26 protein-coding genes and 1 pseudogene are annotated in these 23,480 nt (G+C 67.6%); 14 read left to right on the top strand and 13 right to left on the bottom strand.

What is annotated here, in order from left to right:
* Positions 1-30 precede the first annotated feature (30 nt).
* Positions 31-686: pseudogene (locus G5B40_RS06615) on the bottom strand (IS3 family transposase); the annotation flags it as partial.
* On the opposite strand from G5B40_RS06615, the gene G5B40_RS06610 reads away from it, so the two are divergent.
* Complete coding sequence (locus G5B40_RS06610; RefSeq protein ID WP_165096575.1) at positions 657-872, top strand: hypothetical protein; 216 nt, start codon at positions 657-659, stop codon at positions 870-872. The pseudogene G5B40_RS06615 and the gene G5B40_RS06610 sit on opposite strands and share 30 nt — an antisense overlap.
* A gap of 56 nt (positions 873-928) precedes the next feature.
* Positions 929-2,710 carry a tetratricopeptide repeat protein gene (locus G5B40_RS06605; protein WP_211907427.1) on the top strand — a complete coding sequence of 594 codons (1,782 nt, stop codon included), beginning with the start codon at positions 929-931 and terminating at the stop codon, positions 2,708-2,710.
* A gap of 97 nt (positions 2,711-2,807) precedes the next feature.
* Here the strand turns inward: G5B40_RS06605 and G5B40_RS06600 are convergent, their stop codons facing one another.
* From G5B40_RS06600 to G5B40_RS06590, 3 genes are all read right to left on the bottom strand, one after another.
* Positions 2,808-3,131 (bottom strand): potassium channel family protein, encoded by a 324-nt coding sequence (locus G5B40_RS06600; protein ID WP_165096570.1) that lies wholly within the window; start codon positions 3,129-3,131, stop codon positions 2,808-2,810.
* A 376-nt stretch (positions 3,132-3,507) separates the two neighbouring features.
* Positions 3,508-4,074, bottom strand: a complete 567-nt coding sequence (locus tag G5B40_RS21520) for a hypothetical protein (RefSeq protein WP_165096567.1) — start codon at positions 4,072-4,074, stop codon at positions 3,508-3,510.
* Positions 4,071-4,775 (bottom strand): hypothetical protein, encoded by a 705-nt coding sequence (locus G5B40_RS06590; RefSeq protein ID WP_165096564.1) that lies wholly within the window; start codon positions 4,773-4,775, stop codon positions 4,071-4,073. The genes G5B40_RS21520 and G5B40_RS06590 overlap by 4 nt, the downstream gene beginning before the upstream one ends.
* Before the next feature lie 506 nt (positions 4,776-5,281).
* Between G5B40_RS06590 and G5B40_RS21140 the strand changes: the two genes are divergently transcribed.
* On the top strand, positions 5,282-5,830 hold the full coding sequence (locus tag G5B40_RS21140) for a hypothetical protein (protein WP_246209736.1): 549 nt from the start codon (positions 5,282-5,284) through the stop codon (positions 5,828-5,830).
* 87 nt (positions 5,831-5,917) lie between these two features.
* Here G5B40_RS21140 and G5B40_RS06580 read toward each other — a convergent pair whose 3' ends face one another.
* Positions 5,918-6,661 (bottom strand): site-specific integrase, encoded by a 744-nt coding sequence (locus tag G5B40_RS06580; RefSeq protein ID WP_246209733.1) that lies wholly within the window; start codon positions 6,659-6,661, stop codon positions 5,918-5,920.
* Here G5B40_RS06580 and G5B40_RS21135 point away from each other — a divergent pair.
* The 4 genes from G5B40_RS21135 (at position 6,650) to G5B40_RS06565 (ending at position 10,053) form a co-directional block, all read left to right on the top strand.
* Positions 6,650-7,105: a hypothetical protein gene (locus G5B40_RS21135; RefSeq protein ID WP_246209730.1), complete on the top strand. Its 456-nt coding sequence runs from the start codon at positions 6,650-6,652 to the stop codon at positions 7,103-7,105. The genes G5B40_RS06580 and G5B40_RS21135 overlap by 12 nt on opposite strands.
* A 378-nt stretch (positions 7,106-7,483) precedes the next feature.
* Positions 7,484-8,443 carry a tRNA dihydrouridine(20/20a) synthase DusA gene (dusA, locus tag G5B40_RS06575; protein WP_425500087.1) on the top strand — a complete coding sequence of 320 codons (960 nt, stop codon included), beginning with the start codon at positions 7,484-7,486 and terminating at the stop codon, positions 8,441-8,443.
* 10 nt (positions 8,444-8,453) lie between these two features.
* Positions 8,454-9,281: a sulfite exporter TauE/SafE family protein gene (locus tag G5B40_RS06570; RefSeq protein WP_165096558.1), complete on the top strand. Its 828-nt coding sequence runs from the start codon at positions 8,454-8,456 to the stop codon at positions 9,279-9,281.
* On the top strand, positions 9,274-10,053 hold the full coding sequence (locus tag G5B40_RS06565; RefSeq protein ID WP_165096555.1) for a phytanoyl-CoA dioxygenase family protein: 780 nt from the start codon (positions 9,274-9,276) through the stop codon (positions 10,051-10,053). The genes G5B40_RS06570 and G5B40_RS06565 overlap by 8 nt, the downstream gene beginning before the upstream one ends.
* 6 nt (positions 10,054-10,059) lie before the next feature.
* Here the strand turns inward: G5B40_RS06565 and G5B40_RS06560 are convergent, their stop codons facing one another.
* From G5B40_RS06560 to ccmI, 4 genes are all read right to left on the bottom strand, one after another.
* A complete protein-coding gene (locus tag G5B40_RS06560; RefSeq protein ID WP_165096552.1) occupies positions 10,060-10,746 on the bottom strand; it encodes a retropepsin-like aspartic protease family protein in 687 nt (228 codons plus the stop codon).
* A gap of 66 nt (positions 10,747-10,812) precedes the next feature.
* Positions 10,813-11,064: a DUF1289 domain-containing protein gene (locus G5B40_RS06555; RefSeq protein WP_165096549.1), complete on the bottom strand. Its 252-nt coding sequence runs from the start codon at positions 11,062-11,064 to the stop codon at positions 10,813-10,815.
* Entirely contained in the window at positions 11,061-11,537 is a 477-nt protein-coding gene (gene ruvX, locus G5B40_RS06550; protein ID WP_165103340.1) for a Holliday junction resolvase RuvX, read from the bottom strand. Before ruvX ends, G5B40_RS06555 begins: the two co-directional genes overlap by 4 nt.
* 23 nt (positions 11,538-11,560) lie before the next feature.
* On the bottom strand, positions 11,561-13,342 hold the full coding sequence (ccmI, locus tag G5B40_RS06545) for a c-type cytochrome biogenesis protein CcmI (protein ID WP_165096546.1): 1,782 nt from the start codon (positions 13,340-13,342) through the stop codon (positions 11,561-11,563).
* Positions 13,343-13,531: 189 nt separating this feature from the next.
* On the opposite strand from ccmI, the gene G5B40_RS06540 reads away from it, so the two are divergent.
* The 7 genes from G5B40_RS06540 (at position 13,532) to G5B40_RS06510 (ending at position 20,507) form a co-directional block, all read left to right on the top strand.
* Positions 13,532-14,776: a sarcosine oxidase subunit beta family protein gene (locus tag G5B40_RS06540; RefSeq protein ID WP_165096543.1), complete on the top strand. Its 1,245-nt coding sequence runs from the start codon at positions 13,532-13,534 to the stop codon at positions 14,774-14,776.
* A gap of 168 nt (positions 14,777-14,944) precedes the next feature.
* Positions 14,945-15,169 (top strand): hypothetical protein, encoded by a 225-nt coding sequence (locus G5B40_RS06535; RefSeq protein WP_165093508.1) that lies wholly within the window; start codon positions 14,945-14,947, stop codon positions 15,167-15,169.
* A gap of 186 nt (positions 15,170-15,355) precedes the next feature.
* Positions 15,356-15,664, top strand: coding sequence for a sarcosine oxidase subunit delta (locus G5B40_RS06530; protein ID WP_165096540.1), 309 nt, complete (start codon positions 15,356-15,358; stop codon positions 15,662-15,664).
* Positions 15,665-18,697 carry a sarcosine oxidase subunit alpha family protein gene (locus G5B40_RS06525; RefSeq protein ID WP_165096537.1) on the top strand — a complete coding sequence of 1,011 codons (3,033 nt, stop codon included), beginning with the start codon at positions 15,665-15,667 and terminating at the stop codon, positions 18,695-18,697.
* Positions 18,690-19,259, top strand: a complete 570-nt coding sequence (locus G5B40_RS06520) for a sarcosine oxidase subunit gamma (RefSeq protein WP_165096534.1) — start codon at positions 18,690-18,692, stop codon at positions 19,257-19,259. The genes G5B40_RS06525 and G5B40_RS06520 overlap by 8 nt, the downstream gene beginning before the upstream one ends.
* A gap of 126 nt (positions 19,260-19,385) precedes the next feature.
* Positions 19,386-19,553: an RSP_7527 family protein gene (locus G5B40_RS06515; RefSeq protein WP_165096531.1), complete on the top strand. Its 168-nt coding sequence runs from the start codon at positions 19,386-19,388 to the stop codon at positions 19,551-19,553.
* A 399-nt stretch (positions 19,554-19,952) separates the two neighbouring features.
* Positions 19,953-20,507, top strand: coding sequence for an RSP_2648 family PIN domain-containing protein (locus G5B40_RS06510; RefSeq protein ID WP_165096528.1), 555 nt, complete (start codon positions 19,953-19,955; stop codon positions 20,505-20,507).
* A 10-nt stretch (positions 20,508-20,517) separates the two neighbouring features.
* Here the strand turns inward: G5B40_RS06510 and G5B40_RS06505 are convergent, their stop codons facing one another.
* The 4 genes from G5B40_RS06505 to G5B40_RS06490 form a co-directional block, all read right to left on the bottom strand.
* Complete coding sequence (locus G5B40_RS06505) at positions 20,518-21,216, bottom strand: M48 family metallopeptidase (protein ID WP_165096525.1); 699 nt, start codon at positions 21,214-21,216, stop codon at positions 20,518-20,520.
* Positions 21,217-21,279: 63 nt separating this feature from the next.
* On the bottom strand, positions 21,280-22,056 hold the full coding sequence (locus tag G5B40_RS06500; RefSeq protein ID WP_165096523.1) for an SAM-dependent methyltransferase: 777 nt from the start codon (positions 22,054-22,056) through the stop codon (positions 21,280-21,282).
* Positions 22,053-23,096, bottom strand: coding sequence for a glycosyltransferase family 4 protein (locus G5B40_RS06495; protein ID WP_165096520.1), 1,044 nt, complete (start codon positions 23,094-23,096; stop codon positions 22,053-22,055). The genes G5B40_RS06500 and G5B40_RS06495 overlap by 4 nt, the downstream gene beginning before the upstream one ends.
* Positions 23,093-23,455 carry a 6-pyruvoyl trahydropterin synthase family protein gene (locus G5B40_RS06490; protein ID WP_246209728.1) on the bottom strand — a complete coding sequence of 121 codons (363 nt, stop codon included), beginning with the start codon at positions 23,453-23,455 and terminating at the stop codon, positions 23,093-23,095. The genes G5B40_RS06495 and G5B40_RS06490 overlap by 4 nt, the downstream gene beginning before the upstream one ends.
* Positions 23,456-23,480: the final 25 nt, after the last annotated feature.

Raw genomic sequence — 23,480 nt, 5'->3', positions numbered from 1 at the left:
GAAGGCTGGACGGAGTGGACCGGCGCCCGCTTCACCGGTTCTGATATAGGTCAGATCAGCGAGCCAGACCTGGTTCGGCGCGGCTGCCGCGAAGTTCCTGCGCAGCCTGTTGGGGGCGATCGGATAGCCGTGCCGACTGTTCGTGGTTCGCACCCGGCGTGGGATTGCGGCCAGCCCGCGCAGGCCGGCGAGGCGCATCAGGCGCGCGATACGGTGGCGCCCGACGCATCGGCCGGCGGCGCGCAGCACGGCATGGATGCGTGGCGCGCCGTAACATCCGCCGCTCTCGACATGAGCGCGACGAATATCGCCAAGAAGGGTTCGGTTCTCGACGCTGCGCCGGCTCTCCGGGCGCCGTCGCCAAGCATAATATCCACTGGCCGATATCCCGAGGACCGAGCAGATCGTGCGCACTGGCCAGAGGTTGCGATGCTCATCGACGAACCCGAAACTCATCGGGTGGCCGCTCCGAAGATGAGCGCGCTTTTTTTTAGGATGTCGCGCTCCGTTTGGGCCCTTTGCAGCTCTCGCTTCAGCCGGGCCTTCTCATCGGCCAGGTCGGCCGGGGACGGGCCCTGCGCCTGCCTGACGGAGGGTCGCGCAGACCCCGTCCCACTCTGGCCAAACTTGCGAATCCAAAGCCTCAGAACCGTCTCATGCAATCCAAGTTCTTCGGCGGCGCGCCCTTCCCATTTATCAAGAATCCTTCCCATTCATCAAATATCCAACTGCACGCAGTCTGCGCCAACAGCAGCGCGCGGGGGAGTTCAAACGTGTTCGAACTCTCAGAAGTGCTTTATCTGAAGTCACTTGGGGAGCGCTCCGGAGCGGCGCTGAACTCCAGTGATATCCCAATTCTTGCCTTGAACTGATCGTGCTATGGTGCGCTAACGAGTCGGCGGCGGGTGGATATATGTGCAGTTCAGCAATGCAGGCCGAACCCTTTCCTTCGGAGAGCGAGGGCGCCTCCAAGGACGAGGTGCGGGCGGTGCTGGCCCAGCTGTTGGCCAGCAAGGACTTTCCCGCGACGACAAAGCGTCGTGCGATGCTTCGCTTCGTGGTTGAGGAAACCCTCGTCGGGCGCGCTCGCGAGCTCAAGGGGTTCACCATCGCTACCGCGGTTTACGGGCGGGACCACACCTTCGATCCAAGGACGGACCCGGTAGTGCGCCTCGAAGCGAGACGTCTACGCCACGACCTGAGCAGCTACTATGTCGGGGCCGGAGCCGGGGACCTGGTCCGGATCTCGATCCCCAAGGGCGCATACGTGCCGGTTTTCGAACGGCGCGCGGGGGCGCCGCTCGACGAACCGGAACCCGAGACGACCATGCCGGAGGCGGCCGAGGAGGAGGTCGAGGCGCATGTCGCTCTCCGGCCGCGACGGACCTGGCCGAGGCTCGCGCTGGTCGCTGCGGGCGTCGTTGCGATGGTCGCCGCCGTCGGCTCGCTCTTCCTCGATCGCGGAGCGGTCGACGCTTCGTCCGCGACGGGTCGGGGCGATCTGCCCGCCGTTGCGATCGGATCCATCGTGGCGGTCAGCGACAATGACAGGGACCACTACCTGGCGTTTGGGATTTCCAACCAGCTGGCCAACGATTTGAGCCGCTTCTCGGGGATTCGCGTGTTCTTCCCGACCGCCAGCCGGGATCTGCGCGATCCCGGCTGGGACGCGGAGCATGCGATCAGACGGCCGGACATATCCCACGTTGTCACCGGAACCCTGCGATCCGACAAGGAAAACACCGAGATCGCGGTTCAATTGACCGACACGCGTTCCGGCGAAATCATCTGGAGCGATTCATACCGGAGCAGCGTGGACCTGTTTCAGAATCTTGGGCGTCAAGACAATATCTCCGCTAGGATTGCATCCAGTCTTGGCGAGCCTTATGGCGCGATCATGGGCGTTGCTGAAAGTCGTATGGATGAAGGCGTTAGCGTCGACGTCTCGAGCCACGAATGCATATTGAGCGGATACTATTACAAGCGGAGCTTTTCGCCGGCCCTGTACCAGCCGCTATATGACTGCGTTCAGGCCGCTCTGCGGAATGATCCCGATTACGCGGACGCCTGGGCGATGCGGGCCTGGCTTCGGCTGGACGCCCTCAGGTTCGGCCACATCCGCTCGCCCGACCCGGACATCACGCTGGAGACCGCCGTCGAGGCGGGAATGAAAGCCATCGCTCTGGAGCCGGAAAACATTCTTGGTCTCAACGCGTTGTCAGCCATCAACCACTACCGGGGCGACTTCGAGGAAGGCGAACGCTTTGCACGGCTGGCGCTCCACAGCAATCCCAACAACCCATACACGCTCGTGCAACTGGGATGGAGACTGGCGGTGCGCGGCGATTTCGCAGCGGGGGTTCCGCTGATCGAACGCGCCGTCGCGCTGTCCCTCAACCCGCCCGGCTGGTACTTCCACTTGCTCGCGATCGACCGGCTGATGAAAGGCGACGGCGAGGCCATGAGGAGCATCGCGACAAGCGCCGTCCGCGACGGGTCGGCTTTCAGCCAATCGCTCCTCGCCATGGCTTGCGGCTTGCTGGAGGACAGGGAATGCGCCAAGCGGGCTCTGGCCGCCATGAACGAGATCAGTCCCGGGCTGGATCCCGTCGGTTACGCCGGCAGCCATCAGGCCGCGGATGAGATCCTGGCCGCGATGACGGACGCGCTCGAGTCCGCCGGGTGGACCAGCCCGGGCTCGGTCAGGTGACCTTCATGCAAGCGCTCCGCAAAGCCCCACGCTCTGCGGCCGCTACGGCGATCTGAACTCGGATTTGGTCGTGCGGCAGCGCGCCGGAGCCGAGGGCTCAGCGGCCTTCGCTGTTGTCCTTGACGGCCTGCGCCAGAGCCCGGGTCGCCACGGCGACCACGAGGCCCACGAAGACGACGCCGATCAAGCCCGCCGTGACGCATGCAATCCGACCGAGCGGCGACGCCGGCGCGATGTCGCCGTAGCCGATCGTCAAGCCGGTCACGGCGGTAAGGTATAGGGCGTCGCCCAGGGGCAAGCCCTCCGCCCACATCAGCGCCAGCGCGCAGACGCCCAGGAGAAGCAGGAGCGCGCCGAGCGCGCCGCGCACGAAATGCAGCAGCCTTAAGAAACGGCTCAGGAAAATCAGGAAATCGGTCATGGGTTCAAGCATCTGTTGCCGGGGCGCCGCATGGGAGCGGCTTGGCCGGTCAAGGGTTGATCCTTCCAACGATCGCCATGCCCCGCCGGTTTCCGGTCGGAGCAGCCCACCTTGCGGAACGGGCGGCCTGTGGTGTGCTGGTGCAACCGCCAGGCGAGCCTGGCAGGATTCGATGAACGATACATCGTAGAAGGTGGAGCCGCCAGAGACGTGCCATTCGTCCGGCCGGCCCATGACTCTCTCGCCTCCGCCGAGTAGCCTGCCCTTACACGTTCAGGTCGACCTCCGCCAGAACCGCCCGTCGCGCAGCCGCTCAGCCAGATCGTCGCGAGAACGAGGGCGACGCGCCGCAGGCTTGAGCATCCGTCGTTGGGCTTCATGGGTTCTCTCCATGGTCTCGAGCCGTTCGGCGAGCCGGCCGGCGCGCACGCCGGAGCGGCGCAGGGCGAGCAGGAACAGAAGGATGGCGAGGGCGGTGACGGCGTAGCGAGGCGCCGTGCGTGGCCGAAAGCACCGCGTCAGCGGGGAGCGACGGGAAGCCGTGGCTGGCGATCCAGCCCGCGCGCTCTTCCGGCAGGGCCGGGTGGACGTCGAGCAGCCGCAGGAAGTGCACCCCGGCCTCCGAGCGGTCGAGCCAGCCAGTGGCGCCGAAATCGGCGGCGGTCTCGGTCTCGACGAGCGCTTCCAGCGGCCGGGCTTCGTCCAGGGCCACCGGCGCGGCGGCGCTGCCGGGCGGGCCCGGCCGGTAGTGGGTGACCGGACGGGCGCGCATGGCTATCCGCGCCAGCACCGCGCTGCCGGCATCCTCGCCCTGGAACTCGCCGATCTGCCATTGCCGGGCCAGGGTCCAGGCCGGGTCGTAGATCGTGCTTTCAAGCCCCTCGCGGAAGCTCTGGTCGCGGGCGACCGGTTCGATCTGGTTCCATCCGATGATCGAGCTCATGGCGACACCTCGGTGACGACGTCCAGAAGCTGGGGCCATATCAGGATCGGCAAGACCGCGCGCGAGATGTCGGTGCTGACGGTCTCGCCGCCCTCGTTCGCAGCGAGCATGATCGCCGGCAGGTACTGTCCGAGGCCCTCGAGCGCCGCGCCGTCCACCGCCCGGATCTTGCCGATTTCCAGAGCGTCGCGCAGCACGCCGATCATGGTGTCGGCCGACCAGGGCTCGCCCAGCCGTGGCGGCACGGCCAGCAGCACAGCGTTGGCGGCGCGCGCGGCCGGCTGGTCGAAGTGGAAGGCCACACCAGCGGCCGTTCTCCTCGACCGGGAACTGCAGTACCGAGAGCGCGGTTCGCCCCGATCGCCGACCTGATGAGGAGGGGAGGCTTCGAATACATCGCCCGGCGGATCGGTGAAATGCGCACGGAAGCCGCGTCCCTGCCTGACCATTCCGCGCGCAAGGTCCTGTTGCTTCGATCGGCGGCGATCGCTGCGATCGACATGAACAAGCCCGCCCGGACCGGGGACATGGCGGGCTGGCGCCTCGGCCACGATCTCCGGCGCGCAACGGACGGCTCCTGGCGTCTCGCCTGGCGCCAGGGGAAGACCGGCAGGATGACGGAAGCCGGCGAGCTCTGGCCCGAGGTCGGTGAAGTCCTCGACGAGCTGATCCTGTGCGGACGCCCGGACCGGTTGATCCATCTGCGCTACGGCGAGGTCATCGGCAAAAAACTGGCTGACCCTCGCCGCCGACTACATGCGTCGGCACGACCCCGTGATCGCCGCGCGGATCATCTCGACGCATCTCGGTCACGCCACGCTCAAAGCCGGAAAGGAATATTCCGCGCTGAGCGAGGGCGACGCCGCCGCACGCGCATGGCGGTAAGACCGGCGGCGGATCGCCGCGGCTGGATAGAGCCGAGGCGCGCTTGCGACGGGCGGCGTAGGAGCCGCGACAGCAGTGCGGCCCGTTACCGAACCGGGCACGCCTGGAAGCTCCTCGCCCACGTTATCAAGTCCCCTGTCCCACGGTAAGAGTCGATAGACCTCGTCCATGCGCCCATCGCCAAGCGTGCCATCTCGCACGGCGTATGAAATGATGTGGCGGCGCCAGCCTGCGATGGATTTGCCCCAAGCGTTCAGCTCGTCCCAAATGGTGGCTTGCGGTCCGGCCAGCCGAGGTCGGGCTGGATGGCGAATATGACGGCGTGAAGTGGAAATACGTTTGGAGGGAGCCGAAAGGCCGTTCTGAGCCGCTTTGGGCAAGAGGGGTGTTTACAAGCGCGCCACTTTCGGCGTCGAAAGACACCAAGGCCCTCATCGTTCCGGTGTTCGATCTGCATTTTCATTCCGCATCCATGCCTTTCGATCCGGTGAAAGCATGCTCGGAGAGATATTCCGGATTTTCGAACATTCAGAGGCAGCGCCGCATCAGAGCCGCGCTACACGGCTCTTCAGCGCCAGAGCTTCTTGAATTCTTCCTGAGCCTCCGCATGACGGAGATCAATCAGCGCGGCCAGATCGGTCAAATGGACGTGGCGCTGAGCCTTCTGGCTGTCGTCAAGTCTGAAATACGGGAGGCGAATGACGCCTTCGTCTATCTTCTGTATCAGGGTGTCGACCCTCATCTTGAAGAAAGGCGTGATAGCCTCCTACGGCGCGATGGGCAGGCCATCGAAATGGGCGGTCAGCATTTGCATTGTGATCACTTGATCTATCCTTCCCGGTGCTTTGAAGGAGATCGGTTCGTTCTGTGAGCGGCGGAAAAGAAAATATCTCGCCCATCGAAATTTATCTCCGCGGCGGATTGGACGGCCGGACCAGCGGTCGGCCGTCCAACCATATCAACGCGATCGTCCGATCGCGGAAGCCGGTTTGGAAGCGAGCGTCAGATCGCCGGCGATGGCCGCCTCCAGCCATACCCAGCTCGCGAAGCGATCTCCGACTTTCTCGACATGCTCGTATCGCTCGAGGCATGCGGCGGATGCATGGCCCGAGATCTTGCTGACGAACGGCGCCGTTTTCTCCATCTCGAACTGCCTCGTGATGGCCTCGTGTCTGAGATCATGGAACCGAAGATCGGCCACATTCGCGCGATTCCGATGCCGCCGGAAGGCTGCGCCAACCGAGCGAGGGTTGAAGGGGAAGATGAACTCCGAAACCCGCGGCATTGACAGGATGATGCGCAACGCCTCGGGCGGCAGCGCGCACCAGACGTCATTGGTTCGTTTCTTCCGAGGATGCTTCATCTGCCGAACAAGAATTCTGGATCCGTCGATCCGCAGGTCATCCCATCGCAAACGACAAATCTCACCCAACCGGCGGGATGAGAAAACCGCGAAGGCGATGATCGTAGCCACTGGAATCTTCTGTCTCGGGTTCTCGGCGATTTTCGCGAGGATGCTCCCGAGCTCCGCGGGGGAGACGCGGCGCGTGCGGGCTTCGGATTTCGCAAGGATTTCATCCTCCCACATGATCGCCATGGCGTTCTCGGCGATGCCGGCGGGCAGGCGTTCGCCGCGCCTATCCCCCCATTTCAGTGTGGCGACAAGCAGGGTGAGATAACCCGTCACGGTTTGCGGGAGCATGTCTTCACTCAGCAACTCGTCTGCGACCTCAAAGAAATCCTGCATGGTCAGCGCCGAGACCGGCTTCTTTCCGATGTCACGGCCTCTGAGATTTTTCAGATTTGCTATTGTGGTGCGACCCAGGTGTCGATGCGTCTCGAGCCGGCGCTCGATGACCTCGCCAACCGTGGAGCCGGTAACCTGTCGCGTTGGAAATCCGTAGAGTTCAATCTCCGCGAATTTTTTGTCCCGCCACTTTTTGGCCACCCGCATCGACCTGAAGGTCTGGCAAAGACTGTGGAGCTTGCCGTCAACCTTGCCACGGATCTGGACGCGATAACGAATGGCCCCGTTTCGGTCGACCCGCTCCGTAATGTTCGGCTCCCCGCCGCGTTTTCTTTTCTCTCCCCGGTTGGATTTCATTCGCTTGGAGGAGAAGATCTCGACCTCGCGATCCGCAGATGATGTCGATGGCCGGCGCGAAACGGCGATATCGATCTGCGCAGGGGCATGTGGCTCGGCGTTTGCAGGGTGGTTCTGATGGTCAGTGTTCATTATATACCTCGTAATTCCGTTCTATCGGGGAGCTGCGTTCGTTTTTCAGGACACAGAAATCTTCCGCGTGATTTTTTCGGGAGTTCGAGGGGTGGGGCGCGCGCGCGGCGCGGAAATGTTCTTGGAGCCGACTGTGCTACCCGGTAGCACGAGCCATCCGGAAACCCGGAGAAACCGGGGGAAACCTGAGGAAACACCCGGGATGCGCTACACGCATCACTCCGGAAGCAATGGGTTAAGGCATTGAGATTGCAGACTGAAATGGCGGCCCGCCTGAGCGTGGCGCCGATGATGGATTGGACCGACCGGCATTGCCGGTATCTTCACCGGCTGCTCTGCCGGCGGGCGTTGCTTTATACGGAGATGGTCACGGCGGCGGCGGTCGTTCATGGGCCGCGTGAGCGATTGCTGGGCTATTCGGAAGCCGAGCAGCCGCTTGCGCTGCAGCTGGGAGGTTCGGAGCCGGAGCTTCTGGCGGCGGCGGTGCGGGCGGCGCTGGATTTCGGTTACGCGGAGATCAACCTCAATGTCGGTTGCCCTTCCGATCGCGTTCGTTCGGGCGCATTCGGCGCGTGCCTGATGCGCGAGCCGGATCTCGTCGCGCGCTGCGTCGGGGCGATGATCGAAGCTGCGGCGGGGCGCGCCGAGATCACGGTGAAATGCCGGATCGGCGTGGACGATCAGGACCCGGAGCGCGCGCTCCCCGAATTTGTCGACCGGGTGGCGGGCGCCGGCGTCCGGCATTTCGCGGTCCATGCGCGCAAAGCCTGGCTCGACGGGTTGAGCCCGAAGGAGAACCGTGAGATTCCCCCGCTCGACTACGATCTGGCGAGGCGGGTGATGAAGGCGCGACCGGAACTGTCATTCGCCATCAATGGCGGGATCGGTTCGCTGGACGCGGTCGAAGCGTTTCTGGTTGAAGGGTTCGACGGGGCGATGATCGGGCGCGCCGCCTATCAGAATCCGGCTGGCGTCCTGATCGACGCCGACCGCAGGCTGTTCGGCGAGTCCCGGCGCGTGACGCCGGAAGCCGCAGTGCGCGCGATGCTGCCCTATATCGAGGCGCGGCTCGCGCAAGGCGACCGGCTGAACCAGATCACCAGGCATATGCTCACGCTCTTTCAGGGCCGGCCGGGCGCGCGGCGCTGGCGCCGAATCCTGTCCGAAGGCGCGCATCTGGACGGCGCAGGGCCGGAACTCGTCGAGGCGGCGCTCAGCGCCCTGGAGCCGGCCCGCAGGGCGGCCTGAAGGAGAGGGAATGGACCAGACCATCGGTGAACTCGCAGTGCTCGTCGCGCTGCTTCTTGTCCTTGGAGTCGTGGCTGGCGTCCTCGCGGGGCTTCTCGGCGTTGGCGGCGGGATCGTCATCGTGCCGGCGCTCTTCTATGTCTTCATCGCGCTTGACTATCCGGAGGCGACGCTGATGCATGTTTGCGTCGCGACATCGCTCGCGACGATCGTGCTGACCTCGATGCGCTCGGTCGCGTCGCATAACAAGAAAGGGGCGGTGGACTGGCCGCTCCTGAAATCTTGGGCGCCTTACATCGCCGTCGGTGCGGTACTCGGCGTGATCGCCGCCGATCGGCTGCGGAGCGCTTCATTGATGATCGTCTTTGGCGTCGCCGCCTTCGTCGTCGCGCTCCACATGGCGTTCGGTCGGAAGAACTGGCGCCTGGGCGACGCGCCGCCGACCGGCGCGGCGCGGGGCGGAATCGCGACGTCGGTCGGATTTCTTTCCGTCCTGATGGGGATTGGCGGGGGCACGTTCGGCGTGCCGCTTCTGACCCTCTTCAATCTTGCCGTGCATCGCGCGGTGGCGACGGCGGCGGGATTCGGTCTGATAATCGCCATCCCCTCGACGATCGGTTTCATCGTTTCGGGCTGGGGTGAGCCGCTGCGCCCGCCGTTTACGCTCGGTTATGTCAGTTTGCCGGCCTTCGCGATCATCGTGCCGATGACGGTGCTCTGCGCGCCCTATGGCGTGAAGCTGGCGCATTCGCTCAATCCGCGGCCGCTGAAGCTGCTTTTCGCGTTCTTCCTTGCGGTGACGGCGCTCAATATGCTGCGCAAGGCGCTCTATGGATGAATTCTTCGCCCGGGGCTGGGTGAAGTTTCCGCATGAGCCGGCGCTGGCGCGCTGGGCGGCCCATGCCGACGTCGCCGCGCGGGCGGCGGAGGCGGATGCGGCGAACGCTCGCTGGCGGCTTTGCGGCGGAACCTGGTTCGCCGGAGTGAACGCGCTGGAGAACGACAGCGTGGGGCGACTGCCGGGCGGCCCGCCGCTGACCGGAGCGGCGATCGACGCGGCGCTGGCGGCTGTCGGCGGCGGGTTCGCTTTCGACCGGGCGCAGGCTTCCGTGATCTACCCCGGCTATCCAAAGCGCGGCGAGGAGGAGAGCGAGGCGGCCTTTCGCTACCGGCGTCACCGCGACGCCGCGCATGTCGACGGACTGCACCGGGTCATGCCCGGGCGCCGGCGTATGGTGCGGGAGGTTCACGGCTTCATCCTCGGCTTGCCGCTGAACGAGGCGCCCGCGGGCGCTGCTCCCTTCACGATCTGGGAGGGAAGTCACCGGATCATCCGCTCCGCGCTCGCCGCCGTCCTATCCGGCGTTCCGCCGGAAACGTGGGCGCAGACCGATGTGACCGAAGCCTACCAAGCGGCGCGGCGGCTTTGTTTCGAGACGCTGCCCCGGGTCGAGATCGCCGCTGCGCCGGGCGAAGCCTATCTCGTTCATCGCCTCGCCCTGCATGGCGTCGCGCCATGGAGGGCGGGCGGCGCGCGGAGAGCTGTCGCCTATTTCCGGCCTGATCCGCACCCGTGCGCGGACTGGCGCTGGTGGCTTTCCGCCGCCTGACGGCGTTCAGTTCCTCAGGATCAGGCTGTCGCCGCGAAAGCTGGTCTCCTGCAACCGGCCGAGGAAACTCATGCCGAGGAGCGACGACTTGAGCTTGCCTTCCTCGGCCACCGCCGCGCGCACACTGCTCAGCCCGACTGCGCCGATGGCGACGCTCTCCAGGATCACGGGGGCGACGTGGCTGCGGCCGTTTGCGGTGGTCACCGGCTGGGTGAAGGCCAGATGCTCCGGGTCCAGGCCGGCCGCCGCCGCATCCTCGTAGGAAAGCAGGACGACCGAGGCGCCGGTGTCGACCAACATCCCGACCCGCGCGCCGTTCACCAGCGCCATCGCGCGGAAATGCCCGTCCCACGCCTTGCGCAGCTCCACTTCCCCGTCGTCGCGGGCGATGGCGATGGTCGGGCTCACTTCGCCCCGCACCCGGTCGAAGACCATCCGCGCCTCCTCCCGATAGGTGTAGGCGACGAGGAGCGCCGCGAACGCCGCGAGCCAGCCGACGCCCATCAGGGCCATCGGCCCGAGCCGGACCTCCCGCCGCCGGAATCCGTAGGCCAGGATGAAGACCAGGAGGAGTGCAAGATAGATCAGCTTCTCGCTCGACCCCTCGGCGCGGAGCGCGTCGGGGAAGGTCGCGGAAAGCTGCGCGATGACGATTGCGATCAGGGCGATCAGGGCGAGGGGCCAAAAAAGCATCAGGGCGCGCCGCTTGCTGGCTTCGGTCCCTGCATAGCTAGCATGCGCGCCGTCCGCGCCAAAGCGCTATCCCCCGTCGTTGAGTCGCGCCGCGCGGCCCCGGCGCGGGCGGCGGGTGAGTTGCGGCGCGCGCGTCGGTAACTCGAGGATCACCGCACGCCGCTCTTCGTGCGTAAGGCGCGACCAGTCGGCGATCTCCGCGCCCGTGCGATAGCAGCCGATGCAGAGACCGGTTTCCGGATGGATCACGCAGATGTTCCGGCACGGGCTCTCCACCTCGTCGCGGCGCCAGACGCGTCTGGACTCAGGGGTGCTCATGCGCCGGCCCGCAGGTGGCTCAGGCGGTCGAGCGCGCCCTGCAGGATGAACGCCGCCGCCATCTTGTCCACGACTTCGCCGCGGCGTTTGCGGGACTGATCCGCCTCCAGCAGCGTCCGCTCGACCGCGACGGTCGAAAGCCGTTCGTCCCAGAAGGTGATCGGAAGCGACGTCAGCCGCGAGAGATTGCGCGCGAATGCGCGGGTCGACTGGCAGCGCGGCCCTTCGGACCCGTCCATGTTGCGCGGCAGGCCGAGGACGAACCCGGTCGCCGCGCGAGGCTCGGCGAGGGAAAGCAGCGCCGCCGCGTCGACGCTGAACTTCGCCCGGCGAATCACTTCGGCGGGGCTGGCGACGCTGAGGCGCGTGTCGGAGATCGCGACGCCGATGGTTTTCGTGCCGAGGTCGAGTCCGAAAAGCGGCCGCCCGGGTTGGAGCGCCGCCGCGAATACGGCGATGTCGTCGGTCACCAGCGCGGCTTCGTCGGCCCCGGCGTTCAATTCAACTCGACGCCGTTCAGCAGCGCCGCCTCCTTCAGATAGGCGAGGCTGATCGCGCTCTCGGCGAAGATCGACGCGGCTTCGTCGTAAGCGGCGCGCACGGCCGCCGCGTCGCCGAGCACCCGGTAGGAGCGCATGAGCTTGCCCCACTCGTTGACGTCGGCTGCGTTCCCTTCTTCCTGAAGCCGCTCATGGAGCTGCGCGACCATCCCGCGGATCATCTCCTGCCGGTCGGCCGGCGCCATTTCAGCGGCGGCGGCGACCTCGTCGGAGGTCGGGCCCCGCTTATCCGCGGGCGGCGCGGTCTTCCGCCCGGTCGCCTCTCTCGGCGCGCCCTCGACCGCGGCCTCCAGCATCGCGAGCGCCGCGGGGTCTGCGGCGAAGGCGTCCCGCGCCTCGCGATAGGCGGCGTCGGCGTCTTTGCTCCGCCCCATCGCGGAATAGGAGCTGATCAGGCGCAGCCAGTCCTCCGGCCCGCCGCCTTCGGTGCGGAGCCTCGTGGCGAGCCGCTCGACCATGCCGGCGATCATCGCCGTGCGATCCGGCTGCGGCCCTTCCGCCGGCGTGGCGGCTTCGGCGCCGCCGGGCGCGGGCAGCGGGGCGGAGCCGTTTTCGAGCGCGACGAGCGCTGCGGGATCACCCTTGAACGCCTCCTTCGCGCGCGCCATCGCCTCCTGCGCCTTCGCGTTGTCGCCGAGAACGGAATAGGAGCGGATCAGTCGCTGCCATTCGGCCAGCGTCCCGCCTTCGGCGTCCAGCCGCTCGGCGAGGCGGTTCACCATGTCGGCGACCATGGCCTGACGGTCCGCGGGCGGCAGGGATCCGGCCGCGCTCATCTCTTCGCGCGTCGGGCCGGGAAGGTTGTCGCCGCCGCGCTGGCCGAGCCCGAGTGCGGCCATCTCCGCCTTGATCGGCGCGACCCAGGGCGCGTCGGGCGGGCTCTCGTCCAGCAACGCCGTCCAGATCGCGCCGGCTCGTTCGGGCGCGCCGTCCTGTGCGTGAAGCCGGCCGAGATAGTAGCGCGCCGAAGGGTTGGTCGGCTCACGCTTCAGAACCTGGAGAAGCGCCGCCTCGGCCTCGGGCGAGATATAGCCGCCGGCGGCGAGGATCATCGCCTCGGCGTAGCCCGCGTAGATATCGGCGTCCGCCGCCTCGCCGCGAAGTTCGATGAGCCGCTCGAATTGGGGCCAGGCCTCCTTGAAGCGAGCGAGATTCATCAGCGAGCGCGCGTAAAGGAAAATCCCCTGCTCATCGTTGGGCGCCTCCTTGAGGCGCGCCTCCAGCTGCGTCACGAGGCGCTCAAACTCTTCCGCGTCGGGGCCGGTCGGCGGCGCGGGTTCGCGCCCGGCCATCATCTTCTCGGCTTCCTGCTGGTTCGGCCGCATGGCTTCTCCACGACTGGAGAGCGGCATGTCGGCGGCGCCGGGCGCGCCGAGATTGCTGTAAAGCCAAGTGGCCGCGAGCGGCGCGGCGATGATCAGCGCTGCGGCGAGCCCGCGCGAAAGCGCCGGCGGCGCGGCTGCGGGGGCCTCGTCCGTCCGGCTTTCGGCGTCGGCGGCGAGGAGGCGTCGGGAAATCTCCAGCCGGGTCGCCTCGGCGTCCGCCTCCGTGACGACGCCGCGCGCCACATCGCGTTCGAGCTCCTTCAACTGGTCGCGAAAAACCTGCGCGTCATGCGCGGCGCGGGGCGCGGCGGCGGACCGGCTCGCCAGCAGCGGCCGGACGGCGACGAGGCCGGCGACGAGCGCGGCGGCGATGGCGATGATCCAGAAGGCCAAACCGGTCTCCGTCATGTTTTCCCGGATACACCTAAACCGCCGCCGCCGCGGCGGCAACGCGGCGAAGTCGCACTTTCGCCAAACCGGGCGCGATGTCGCGATCCGTCCCCGCGACGCCGTGTCGGCGCGTCAGGGGCGGCCCGGCCGGGCTATAGAGACCTCATCAGCACAGGGAAGGGCCGGTCCGCCATGAAACGCTATTCCGCATTCGCCGTGGCGCGCGAAGCTTTCGGTTATCACCAGGGCTGGCAGCGGGCCTGGGCGGCGCCCGAGCCGAAGCCCGAATACGATGTCGTGATCATCGGCGCCGGCGGGCACGGGCTCGCCACTGCGTATTACCTTGCGAAGAACCACGGCGTCCGGAATATCGCGGTGGTGGAGAAGGGCTGGCTCGGCGGCGGCAACACCGGGCGCAACACCACGATCATCCGCTCCAACTACCTTCAGGAGCCCTCGGCGGCGATCTACGAGCTTTCGCGCGGGCTTTACGAGGATTTGAGCCAGAAGCTGAATTTCAACGTCATGTTCTCGCCCCGAGGCGTGATGATGCTCTGCCAGACGGAGCATGAACTACGCGCGCTTCGCCGCACCGCCCACGCCAACCGGCTCGCCGGGATCGAGACCGAGATGGTGAGCCCGGAGAGGGTCAAGCAGCTCTGTCCGATCATCGAGATCTCCGGGCCTCGCTTTCCGGTTCTCGGCGGGCTCTGGCAGCCGCGCGGCGGCACCGCCCGCCATGACGCCGTCGCATGGGGTTATGCGCGGGCGGCCTCCGACCTCGGCGTTCATATCCTCCAGAAGACCGAGGTCACCGGGATCGATGTCGCGGGCGGCCGGGTCACCGGGGTCCAGACGACGCGCGGGCCGATCCGCGCCAGAAAGGTCGCGGCGATCGTCGCCGGCCATTCCGGAGTGATCGCCGATATGGCGGGTTTCCGCCTGCCCATCGAATCGGTGACGCTTCAGGCGCTGGTCTCTGAGCCGATCAAACCCTGCATGGACATCGTGGTGATGGCGAACACCGTCCACGGCTACATGAGCCAGTCGGACAAGGGCGAGATGGTGATCGGCGGCGGCGCAGACGGGTTCAACAACTACACCCAACGCGGCTCCTTTCATCATATCGAGGAGACGGTGCGCGCGCTGAAGGAGACCTTCCCGATGCTTTCCCGCCTCAAGATGCTCCGGCAATGGGGCGGGATCGTCGACATGACCGGCGACCGCAGCCCGATCATCGGCAAGGCGCCGGTCGAGGGCATGTTCCTCAATTGCGGCTGGGGCACCGGCGGGTTCAAGGCGATCCCCGGCTCCGGCTGGGCCACGGCCTCGCTGATCGCGAATGGCGAGGACGAAGTCGCCGGCCCGTTCGGCCTCGACCGGTTCCGCGAAGGCCGGATGATCGACGAAAGCGTCGCGGCGGCCGTCGCGCACTGAACCGCACGGGGTTCGTGCTCCGCCGTTTCAAGGGTGCGTCGGGCGAGACGCTTACACCGACACAGCGCCGCCACTATCTCCGTATAACCTCAGGTTGCGCGGGTGGGGAACGTTCTTCCTGCGCAGCGCGTTACGTAAGTCGCAGACTCAATGTGAGAGGAGATCGGGATGGCCCAAGGCGGCAATAATTCCAAGGCTTACATCATTGGTGGTCTGGTCATCGTCGTGGCCGTGATCGCCTATTTCGTCTACGGAGACGGGATGGCGATGCTCGACGGCGAAACGGACTCGGTCACCGTGGAGTCCGGTGAAACGACGACCGACGGAACCGATGGCGCCGAGGCGCCTGCAGAGACTGAGGGCGGGACGACCGCGCCCGCGGACGACAACTGATCGACACGCGGCGCCCGCCGTTGCGGCGGGCGCCGCGAGCGGCCCATTTGGTCGAAACTTGACCTGCACGGGTCGGGATTGCGTTGCGACCAGGGTCGGGCATGTGTCATCCACCATCCGCAACGGATGATATTCGTCGCGGCGGGCTTCCTTCCGCGACGATATTTTTGCGCGGAGAGGCCCAGCATGCTCCTTCTGACCTGCCCCCATTGCGGCGTCGCCGGTGAAGAGACCGAGTTCGCACCCGGCGGCGAGGCGCATATCGCGCGTCATGGGCCGGGTTCCGACGACAGCGCCTTCGAAGCCTATATGTTCGAGCGGACCAACCCGCGCGGCCCGCATTTCGAGCGCTGGCGCCACGCCTATGGCTGCGGCAAGTGGTTCCACGCCGCGCGGGACACCGTGACGCTGGAGGTCTACGGGACCTATCCCGCCAATGTCGCCGGTCCGCCGCAGGAGATTCTGGACAGGATTGAAAAGCGGAAGGCGAAATAGATGCCGCATCGTCTCAACCGGGGGGGGCGCCTGATCGACCGTGAAACGCCGGTCGCATACCGTTTCAACGGTAAATGGCTGCAAGGCTTCGCGGGCGACACGCTCGCCTCGGCGCTGCTCGCCTCGGGCCGCTCGCTGATGGGGCGATCGTTCAAGTATCACCGTCCGCGCGGCCTGGTGGCGGCCGGGGTGGAGGAGCCGAACGCGCTGATGACGGTGGGCGAGGGCGCGCGCGCCGAGCCGAACCAGCGCGCCACGATGACCGAGTTATTCGACGGGTTGACGGCGAAAAGCCAGAACCACTGGCCGAGCCTCGAATACGACATCGGCGCGCTGAACGCCGCGGCAGCGTCCGTCGCGCCGGTCTTTTCCGCCGGCTTCTATTACAAGACCTTCCTCTTTCCGCGCATCGCCTGGAAGCATCTCTACGAGCCTTTCATCCGCCAGACCGCCGGTCTGGGCCCGGCGCCGACCGAACCCGACCCGGACGAGTACGAGCATTTCCACGCCTTCACCGACGTTCTGGTGGTGGGCGCCGGGCAGGCCGGGCTGGCGGCGGCGCTGGCCGCCGGGCGCGCGGGCGCGCGAGTTCTGCTGGTGGAGCAGGGCGCGCATCCCGGCGGCCGGCTGCTGAGCGAGACGGATATCCGCATCGACGGACAGGACGGCGCCGAATGGACGGCGGCGCGGGTCGCGGAACTGGAGGCGATGGCGAACGTCACGATCCGCACCCGCTGCCAGGCGGCCGGGCTCTATGACCACGGCTATGCGTTGCTGAACGAACGCTGCGGCGATCATCTCGGCGTCTCGGACGGGCCGCGCCACCGGCTCTGGCGGGTCAGGGCGAAGCGGATCGTGATCGCTGCGGGCGCCATCGAGCGCCCGCTCGTCTTTGCCGATAACGACCTGCCGGGGGTGATGCTGGCCTCGGCGGTGCGCGACTATATCGCGCTCTGGGGCGTCGCGCCGGGGCGGGAGATCGTGGTTTTCGCCAATAATGACGACGCCTATCGAACCGCGATCGCGGCTTTCGAAGCCGGACTTCGCGTGCCGGCGATCGTCGACTCGCGCACCGAAGTCGCCGGTGCGCTGCCGGAACGGGCGCGCGCGCTCGGCATCGAGGTGCGCGCGGGCGCCACCGTGGTGAAGGCGGTCGGAGGCGGCGCGCTGAAGGGCGTGACCATCGCCCGGCGCACCGCCGACGGGCGTGTCGGCGGCGCGGTCGAGGAAATCGGCTGCGATTGCCTAGCGATGTCGGGCGGCTGGTCGCCGGTCGTGCATCTCTATTCGCATTGCGGCGGCAAGCTGGCCTGGGACGAGGCGCAGGCGATGTTTCGCCCTGCGCCGGAGCGGGGCGCGCCGACAGATGGCGAGGGCGCGGTGAACACCTTCGCCGCCGGGGCCGCGAACGGATTGCTCGGCGCCGCCGAAGGCATGGCGGATGGCTGGGCCGCCGGCGCGCGGGCGGCGGCGGAACTCGGGCGCGCGCCGGGCGCGGCGCCGGCGTCGGTGGTGGATGAGCCGGAGATGGCTCCGCTCGTCCCGCTCTGGTTCGCGCCGTCGGTCGGCCGCTACGCGCATGGAACGAAGCACTTCCTCGATTATCAGAATGACGTCACCGCAGCCGATATCGAACTTGCGGCCCGCGAGGGGTACGAGAGCGTCGAGCACGCCAAGCGCTACACCACGCTTGGGATGGCGACGGATCAGGGTAAGCTGAGCAACATCAACGGGCTCGCCATTCTCGCGAACAGCCTGAACACGCCTGTGCCGGAGGTCGGGACGACGACCTTCCGCCCACCGTATACGCCGATCTCCCTCGGCGCCATCGCGGGGAGGGACGCTGGCGCGCTCTTCAAGCCGCTCAGGCGCACGGCGATGCATGACTGGCATGAAGACGCAGGCGCCGACTGGGAGCCGGTGGCGGAATGGCGCCGCCCCTACTGCTATCGCCGCCCGGGAGAGACGCGCGAGGACGCGGTGATCCGGGAGGTGCTGGCGGTGCGGCGCGGCGTCGGCATGCTGGACGCCTCCACCCTGGGCAAGATTCTGGTGAAGGGGCCGGACGCGGGGCGTTTCCTCGATCTGCTCTACACCAACATGATGTCGACGCTGAAACCGGGTCGCTGCCGTTATGGACTGATGTGCAACGAGAACGGCTTTCTCTTCGATGACGGCGTCGTCGCCCGGATCGGCGAGGACGAGTTTCTCTGCCACACGACATCCGGCGGCGCCGATGGGGTGCATGGCTGGATGGAGGAATGGCTGCAGACCGAGTGGTGGGATTTCAAGGTTTTCACCGCCAATCTGACCGAGCAATACGCGCAGGTCGCGGTCGCCGGGCCGAAGGCGCGCGAGGTGCTCACCGGCCTCACCGATATCGACCTCTCGGCCGAAGCCTTGCCGTTCATGGCGCTTGCGGAGGGAGAAATCGCCGGCGTTCCGGCGCGTATCTACCGGATATCATTCAGCGGTGAACTTTCCTACGAGATCGCCGCGCCAGCGCATCGCGGTCAGGCGCTTTGGGATGCGATATGCGCCGCCGGCTCGGCGCATGGGATCACGCCCTACGGCACCGAGGCGCTGCATGTCATGCGGGCCGAGAAGGGCTTCATCATGATCGGCGACGAGACCGACGGCACGGTGACGCCGCAGGATCTGGGGCTGCACTGGGCGGTCTCGAAGAAGAAGGCGGATTTCATCGGCAAGCGCGCGCAGGAGCGCGCCTTTCTCGCCCGCGAAGGGCGAGAGGCGTTCGTCGGACTCGCCACCGAAGACCCGAAGCGGGTGCTGCCGGACGGCGCCTATGCGGTCGCCGACCCGGCGGCGTCGAAGCCGGAGGTGATCGGCCGCGTCACCTCGACCTACTGGTCGCCGACGCTGGACCGTTCGGTGGCGCTCGGTCTCATCCGGAACGGTCCGTCCCGGATGGGCGATGTGATCAGCTTTCCGGTCGGCGGCGGCGACGTTATCCGGGCGCGGATCGTCGACCCGGTCGCCTATGACAAGGAAGGGGCGCGGCAGAATGTCTGAACCGGTTACATCGACGCGAGACGCGGTCTTCGCCGGACCTGCGGCGACGATCCGCGATATGGGCGCCATCGGCATGGTGACGATTCGCGGCGACCTCGCCGACAGGGAGTTCGGGGCGGCGGTGGAATCTGTAGCGGGTTGCGCGCTCCCCGGGGTGCGGCGCTTTCAGGAGACTGCGGAGGGCGGGCTCGGCTGGATGGCGCCGGACGAGCTGTTGCTCGTCACCGGTTACGCCGCCGCGCCCGGCGCGGTGGGAGCGCTCAAATCCGTCCTGGCGGGGCGTCATCATCTTGTCGCCGACGTTTCCGACGCCCGTGCGGTCCTGCGCGTTGAGGGGCTGGGCGCGCGCGAGCTGATCGCAAGCGGCGCGCCGGTCGATCTCTCGCCCGATGCGTTCGGGCCGGGCGATCTGCGCCGCACCCGGCTCGGCCAGGTCGCGGCGGCGTTCTGGGCGGGGTCGGATGGGGCGTTCACCCTGATCTGTTTTCGCTCGCTTGGCGCATATGTCTTCGAATGGCTGGCGAACGCGGCGCGGAGCGGGGCGCGGCCAGGCGTCTTCTAAGCCATGCATGCGGCGCATGACCGCACTGCGGGATGGTGCGATGCAACATCGCTTGGGAGAGCCTATCTCACTGGCATCCGAGCGACGCCCAAATCCGGCGCGCCGCGATGTCAGGAGTTGAAGAGAATGACCGACTATAACTACCGGACGCCGACCGAGGCTGAGATTCGCGCGATTGAAATCCGCGCCCAGCGGATGCGCGCCGAAGTGACTCGCGCCGGCTTCACCGCCGCCTGGGGCTGGCTCCGCGCCCTTTTCACGGCGCCCGTCGCCCGCCCCGTCCGCGCCGACTGAACGCGCGGATGAATCCCTGCGGTCGGGGCTGACGCCCCGCCCGCTTTCCTTTCCAGACGACGCGCGCTAAGGCGCGGTCATGCCCCACCCGGACGACAAGCTGAGCCGCCATACCTTCCGCCTGCGCCAGAACCGGGGCCGGTGGATTTTTGCGAGTGCGAGCGGGCATGCGTTGCAGCGCACAAAATCGTCTGCAAGAGCTTTCGACGCCATCCGCGCGCCGAAGGGACGTGGGCGAACCGATGCGCCAATCGCATCCGGTTTGGCGGCGTTTGCGCGCCTCCGGCCCGCACGCGGCGCGGCGGCGATCGCCGCCGGGCTGGCTGGCCCGGATGGTTCGGCGCAAGCCGCGCCGCCGCGGACGGCCAACCCCGCGATACGCGCCGTCCGGCTACTCTGATGCGGCTGTTCGTGGACGCTTGCGCGCTCTTCCCGGTCGCAACGCGCGAAATCCTGCTCGCCTATGCGCGCGCGGACGGCTTCACGCCGCTCTATTCGGCGCGGGTGCTGGAGGAATGGGCGCGCGCCGCCGGCGCCAAACAGGGCGCGGCGGCGGAAATGCTGGCGCGCGGCGATATCGCGCTTCTTCGCGCGTGCTTTCCATCCGGCGAGATCAAGGGTTACGAGGCGCGGGAGCAGGAACTTGCGCCGCCAGATCCGGCGGACGCCCATGTGATCGCCGCCGCACTGACGGGGGGAGCGGAGGCGATCCTTACGTTCAATACCCGCGATTTTCCGCTGCGGCTTCTTCGCCCGCTCGGCGTCGGACGGCTCCATCCGGACGAATTTCTCGCCGCCGCTTTCGCGCGCGATTCCCAGCGGATGGAGGCGGCGATGCGTCCGATCGCGGCGATGGCCGAGGCGCGCGGCGCGTCCTTTCGCGCTTTCCTGAAGCGGGCGGCCTTGCCCCGTCTCGGCAAGGCCTGGGAAAGCGCCGCTCCCCCGACCGGCTGAAGGGGTGGAGTCAGTCCGCCTTCTCGACCGTTTCCGCCCAACCGACGGCGCGGGCGCGGATGGCCGCGATTCGCTCTTCCGTCGCAGGGTGGCTGGCGAGCCAGGCGACGCCGGACGGCCCCGGAGAGAGTTTGGCCAGCTTCTCGAACATCGTGATCTGCGGCCCGGTTCCGAACCCGGCCTTCAGCATCAGCGCCGAAGCGTATTCATCCGCCTGAAACTCGTCGCGCCGCGACAGTTTGGTCGTCAGCGCCGTGGTGAGGAAATGCGCGACATGATAACCGACGAAGGGGATGAACCGGCTCAACACCATGCCGAGCGCCATGCGCGCGGCGTTTTGCCCTGTCCAGTCGATCATCCTGCGACGCGCGTGGCCGCGCGCGACATGGCCAAGCTCATGCGCGACGACCGAGCCGAGCTCCCTGGCGGTGAACTCGCCGCGCCGGTAACGGTCGAAAAGGCCGGAAGTGATGAAGATGCGCCCGTCAGGCGCCGCCAGCCCGTTCACCGTCTCGGTCCGGTAGATATGCGCCTGCAGATGTTCGAGCCCGACCTGCCGGCCAAGCCTGCGGATCACCGCTTCAAGCTCGGGATCATCGATCAGCGTCGAATTGCCGTCGAGCTCGCGCTTCATCTTGCCGAGCGCCATGCGCCACATCAGCCAGCCCCAGAGCGCGGCGAGAAGCACGGGAAGGAGAATTCGTATCATGGCGTGAATATGTGCCCTCCGGCGCCGCTTGTCACGCGGCGGGGCGTCCTTGCGGGGCGCGATTCACGACGCGGAGCCGGGAAAGGCGAGAATGTCGCAATGACCGATAACGACGGCCGTCGCCGCAGTGCGGTCTGTCCGCCAGTCCCGCAGCGCAGCAGGCGAGAGCGCCGCGCGCACGCGCGCCGCCGTCGCGGCGCCGGTCGCCAGCGACTCGATCAGCGCCGCGTCGCGCGCGCGCGTCAGCCGCCAATCGCTCGCCGCCTCATGCACCGTGTAGCCGCTCCGCCGGAGCGCGTCAGCCAGATAGCGCGGCGCGTTGGGCCCGAGCGCCGGGCCGAAGCCCTTGTCGCGCGCCATGTCGCCGCGAAAGGCTTCGAGCGCCGCTGCCTCATGCCGGGGCGCCGGGCGCCAGTCCTCGCGCCCGTCATAGGTCAGCGCGGCGTAGAGCGGCGCGCGCGACGCGGCGAGGAGGGCGACGAAACGATCGATCCATGCGGCGGAGACAAGATCGAAAAACGCCGAAGCGGCGACCAGGTCCGGCGGGGGGAAGAAGGCGGCTTCGGGCCGCGCGGCGAGATCGACCGCGACCGTCTCGAGATCCGCGCCGGGCGGCGCCTGGTCGAGCAGCGCGGAATCATTGTCGAGGAGACGCCAGCGCGCCGCCGGCAGATGCGATCCCAGCGCGCGCCTTGTCGCCCCGCAGCCGCCACCGAGATCGGCGATGAGCAGCGGCCCGTCCCCCGCCCAGACCTTCACTCTCTCCAGCAGGGCCGGCGCCCGCGCCCGGTCGTCGGCGCCTGCGCGGAGCGTGAGCCAATCGACGGAAAAGCCGCTCACGCCGCCGACTTCAGCGCGGCGCCGAACGCGGCCCAGGTGGCGGTCCAGTCGTGTAAGCTCAGCGCGTGGGCGCGGGCGCGGTTTCCGGCCTCCCTCCGGCGTTGCGGGCTTTCGAGGAACCAAGCCAGCGCCGCCGCCATCGCGTCCGCGTCGCCCACGGGAACAAGGCGCAGCGCGCCCGCTGGGGCCGCCGCGCCCTCGGCCCCGATATCGCAGGCGACGACGGGGAGCGCGCGCATCATCGCCTCCGCGAACACCATGCCATAGCCTTCGTACCGGGAGGCGAGCGCAAAAATCGCCGCCCGGTCGTAAAGCCCGTCGAGAGCGGCGGGACCGAGCGCGCCGAGACGTTCGATCCGGCCGGCCAACCCCGCGTCGCGGATGGCGTCGCGAATGGCGGCGGCGGTCGCCGGGGCGCGATCCTCCGGGCCGGCGAAGACGGCCCGCCAGTCGAGATCGGGGCGCGATTCCGCCAGCCGGGCGAGCGCGGCGATCAGCGTGAGGTGGTCCTTGCGCGGCGTCAGCGATGCGACGGTGAGGATCGTCGGCGGCCCATCGGCGCCCCGCGCCGGCGGAGCAGGATCCAGCCCCGGCGATGCGACGGTCACGTTCTCATCCGCGAGCCCGAACTCCGCGATCAGCAGCGCTTTCGTCGCTTCACTGGCGGCGATGACGTGCGCGGCGCGGGCGAGGGCGGCGCGCTCGCTCTCGATCAGGTGGCGCGCGGTCTCCGGTTCGAGCCCGGTCTCCATCCCCAATGGATGATGGCAGAGCGCGAGCGGCGCGCGCGGCAGGGCCTCGATCAGTTCGGCCGGAAAGGCGCCGTAGGCGAGCCCGTCGACGATCACCGGCCCGTTTGCGGCGGCGATCAGCGAGGCGGCGGCGTCGAGTGCGGCCTGGTCGGGGAAGGGAAAGCCGCCCGGCAGCGCGAGCGGCGCAAGCGCGCCGCCGGAGGCCGCGATCACCCGCCGGGCGTATACATAGCCGCCGGTCGGGGTGTCCGGGTCGCCCGGAACCGCGAGGCGGGCGAGCGCCCTCAAAGCGCGCCTTCATACCAGGCGAGCGCGGCGTGGCTTTCGTTGAGCGTGATCCGGAGCCGCTCCACCCTGTCGCCGCCCGGGCCGAGCGCGCCGGAGCGCGCCGCCGCCACGATCTCGTCAAAGACCCATTTCGCCAGCCACTCGGTGGTGGTGAGCTCGCCCGGCAAGGTTTCGTCGAGGTCGGAATAGTTGATCTTCGCCAGCGCCGCCTTCAGCGCCTCGGTCGCTCGGCCGATATCGACGACGATTCGCTCGGGGCCAAGCTCCGCCCGATAGAAAGTCGCGTCGATCACATAGGTCGCGCCGTGCTTCGATTGGGCGGGGCCGAAAACCTCGCCCTTGAGCGAATGGGCGATCATGATGTGATCGCGGACCTGAACAGCG

The organism is Pikeienuella piscinae (assembly GCF_011044155.1).
GTDB classification, from domain to species: Bacteria; Pseudomonadota; Alphaproteobacteria; order Rhodobacterales; family Rhodobacteraceae; genus Pikeienuella; species Pikeienuella piscinae.
Note: the sequence above shows the minus strand (reverse complement) of the source record. Positions and strands in the feature narration are given on the sequence as shown.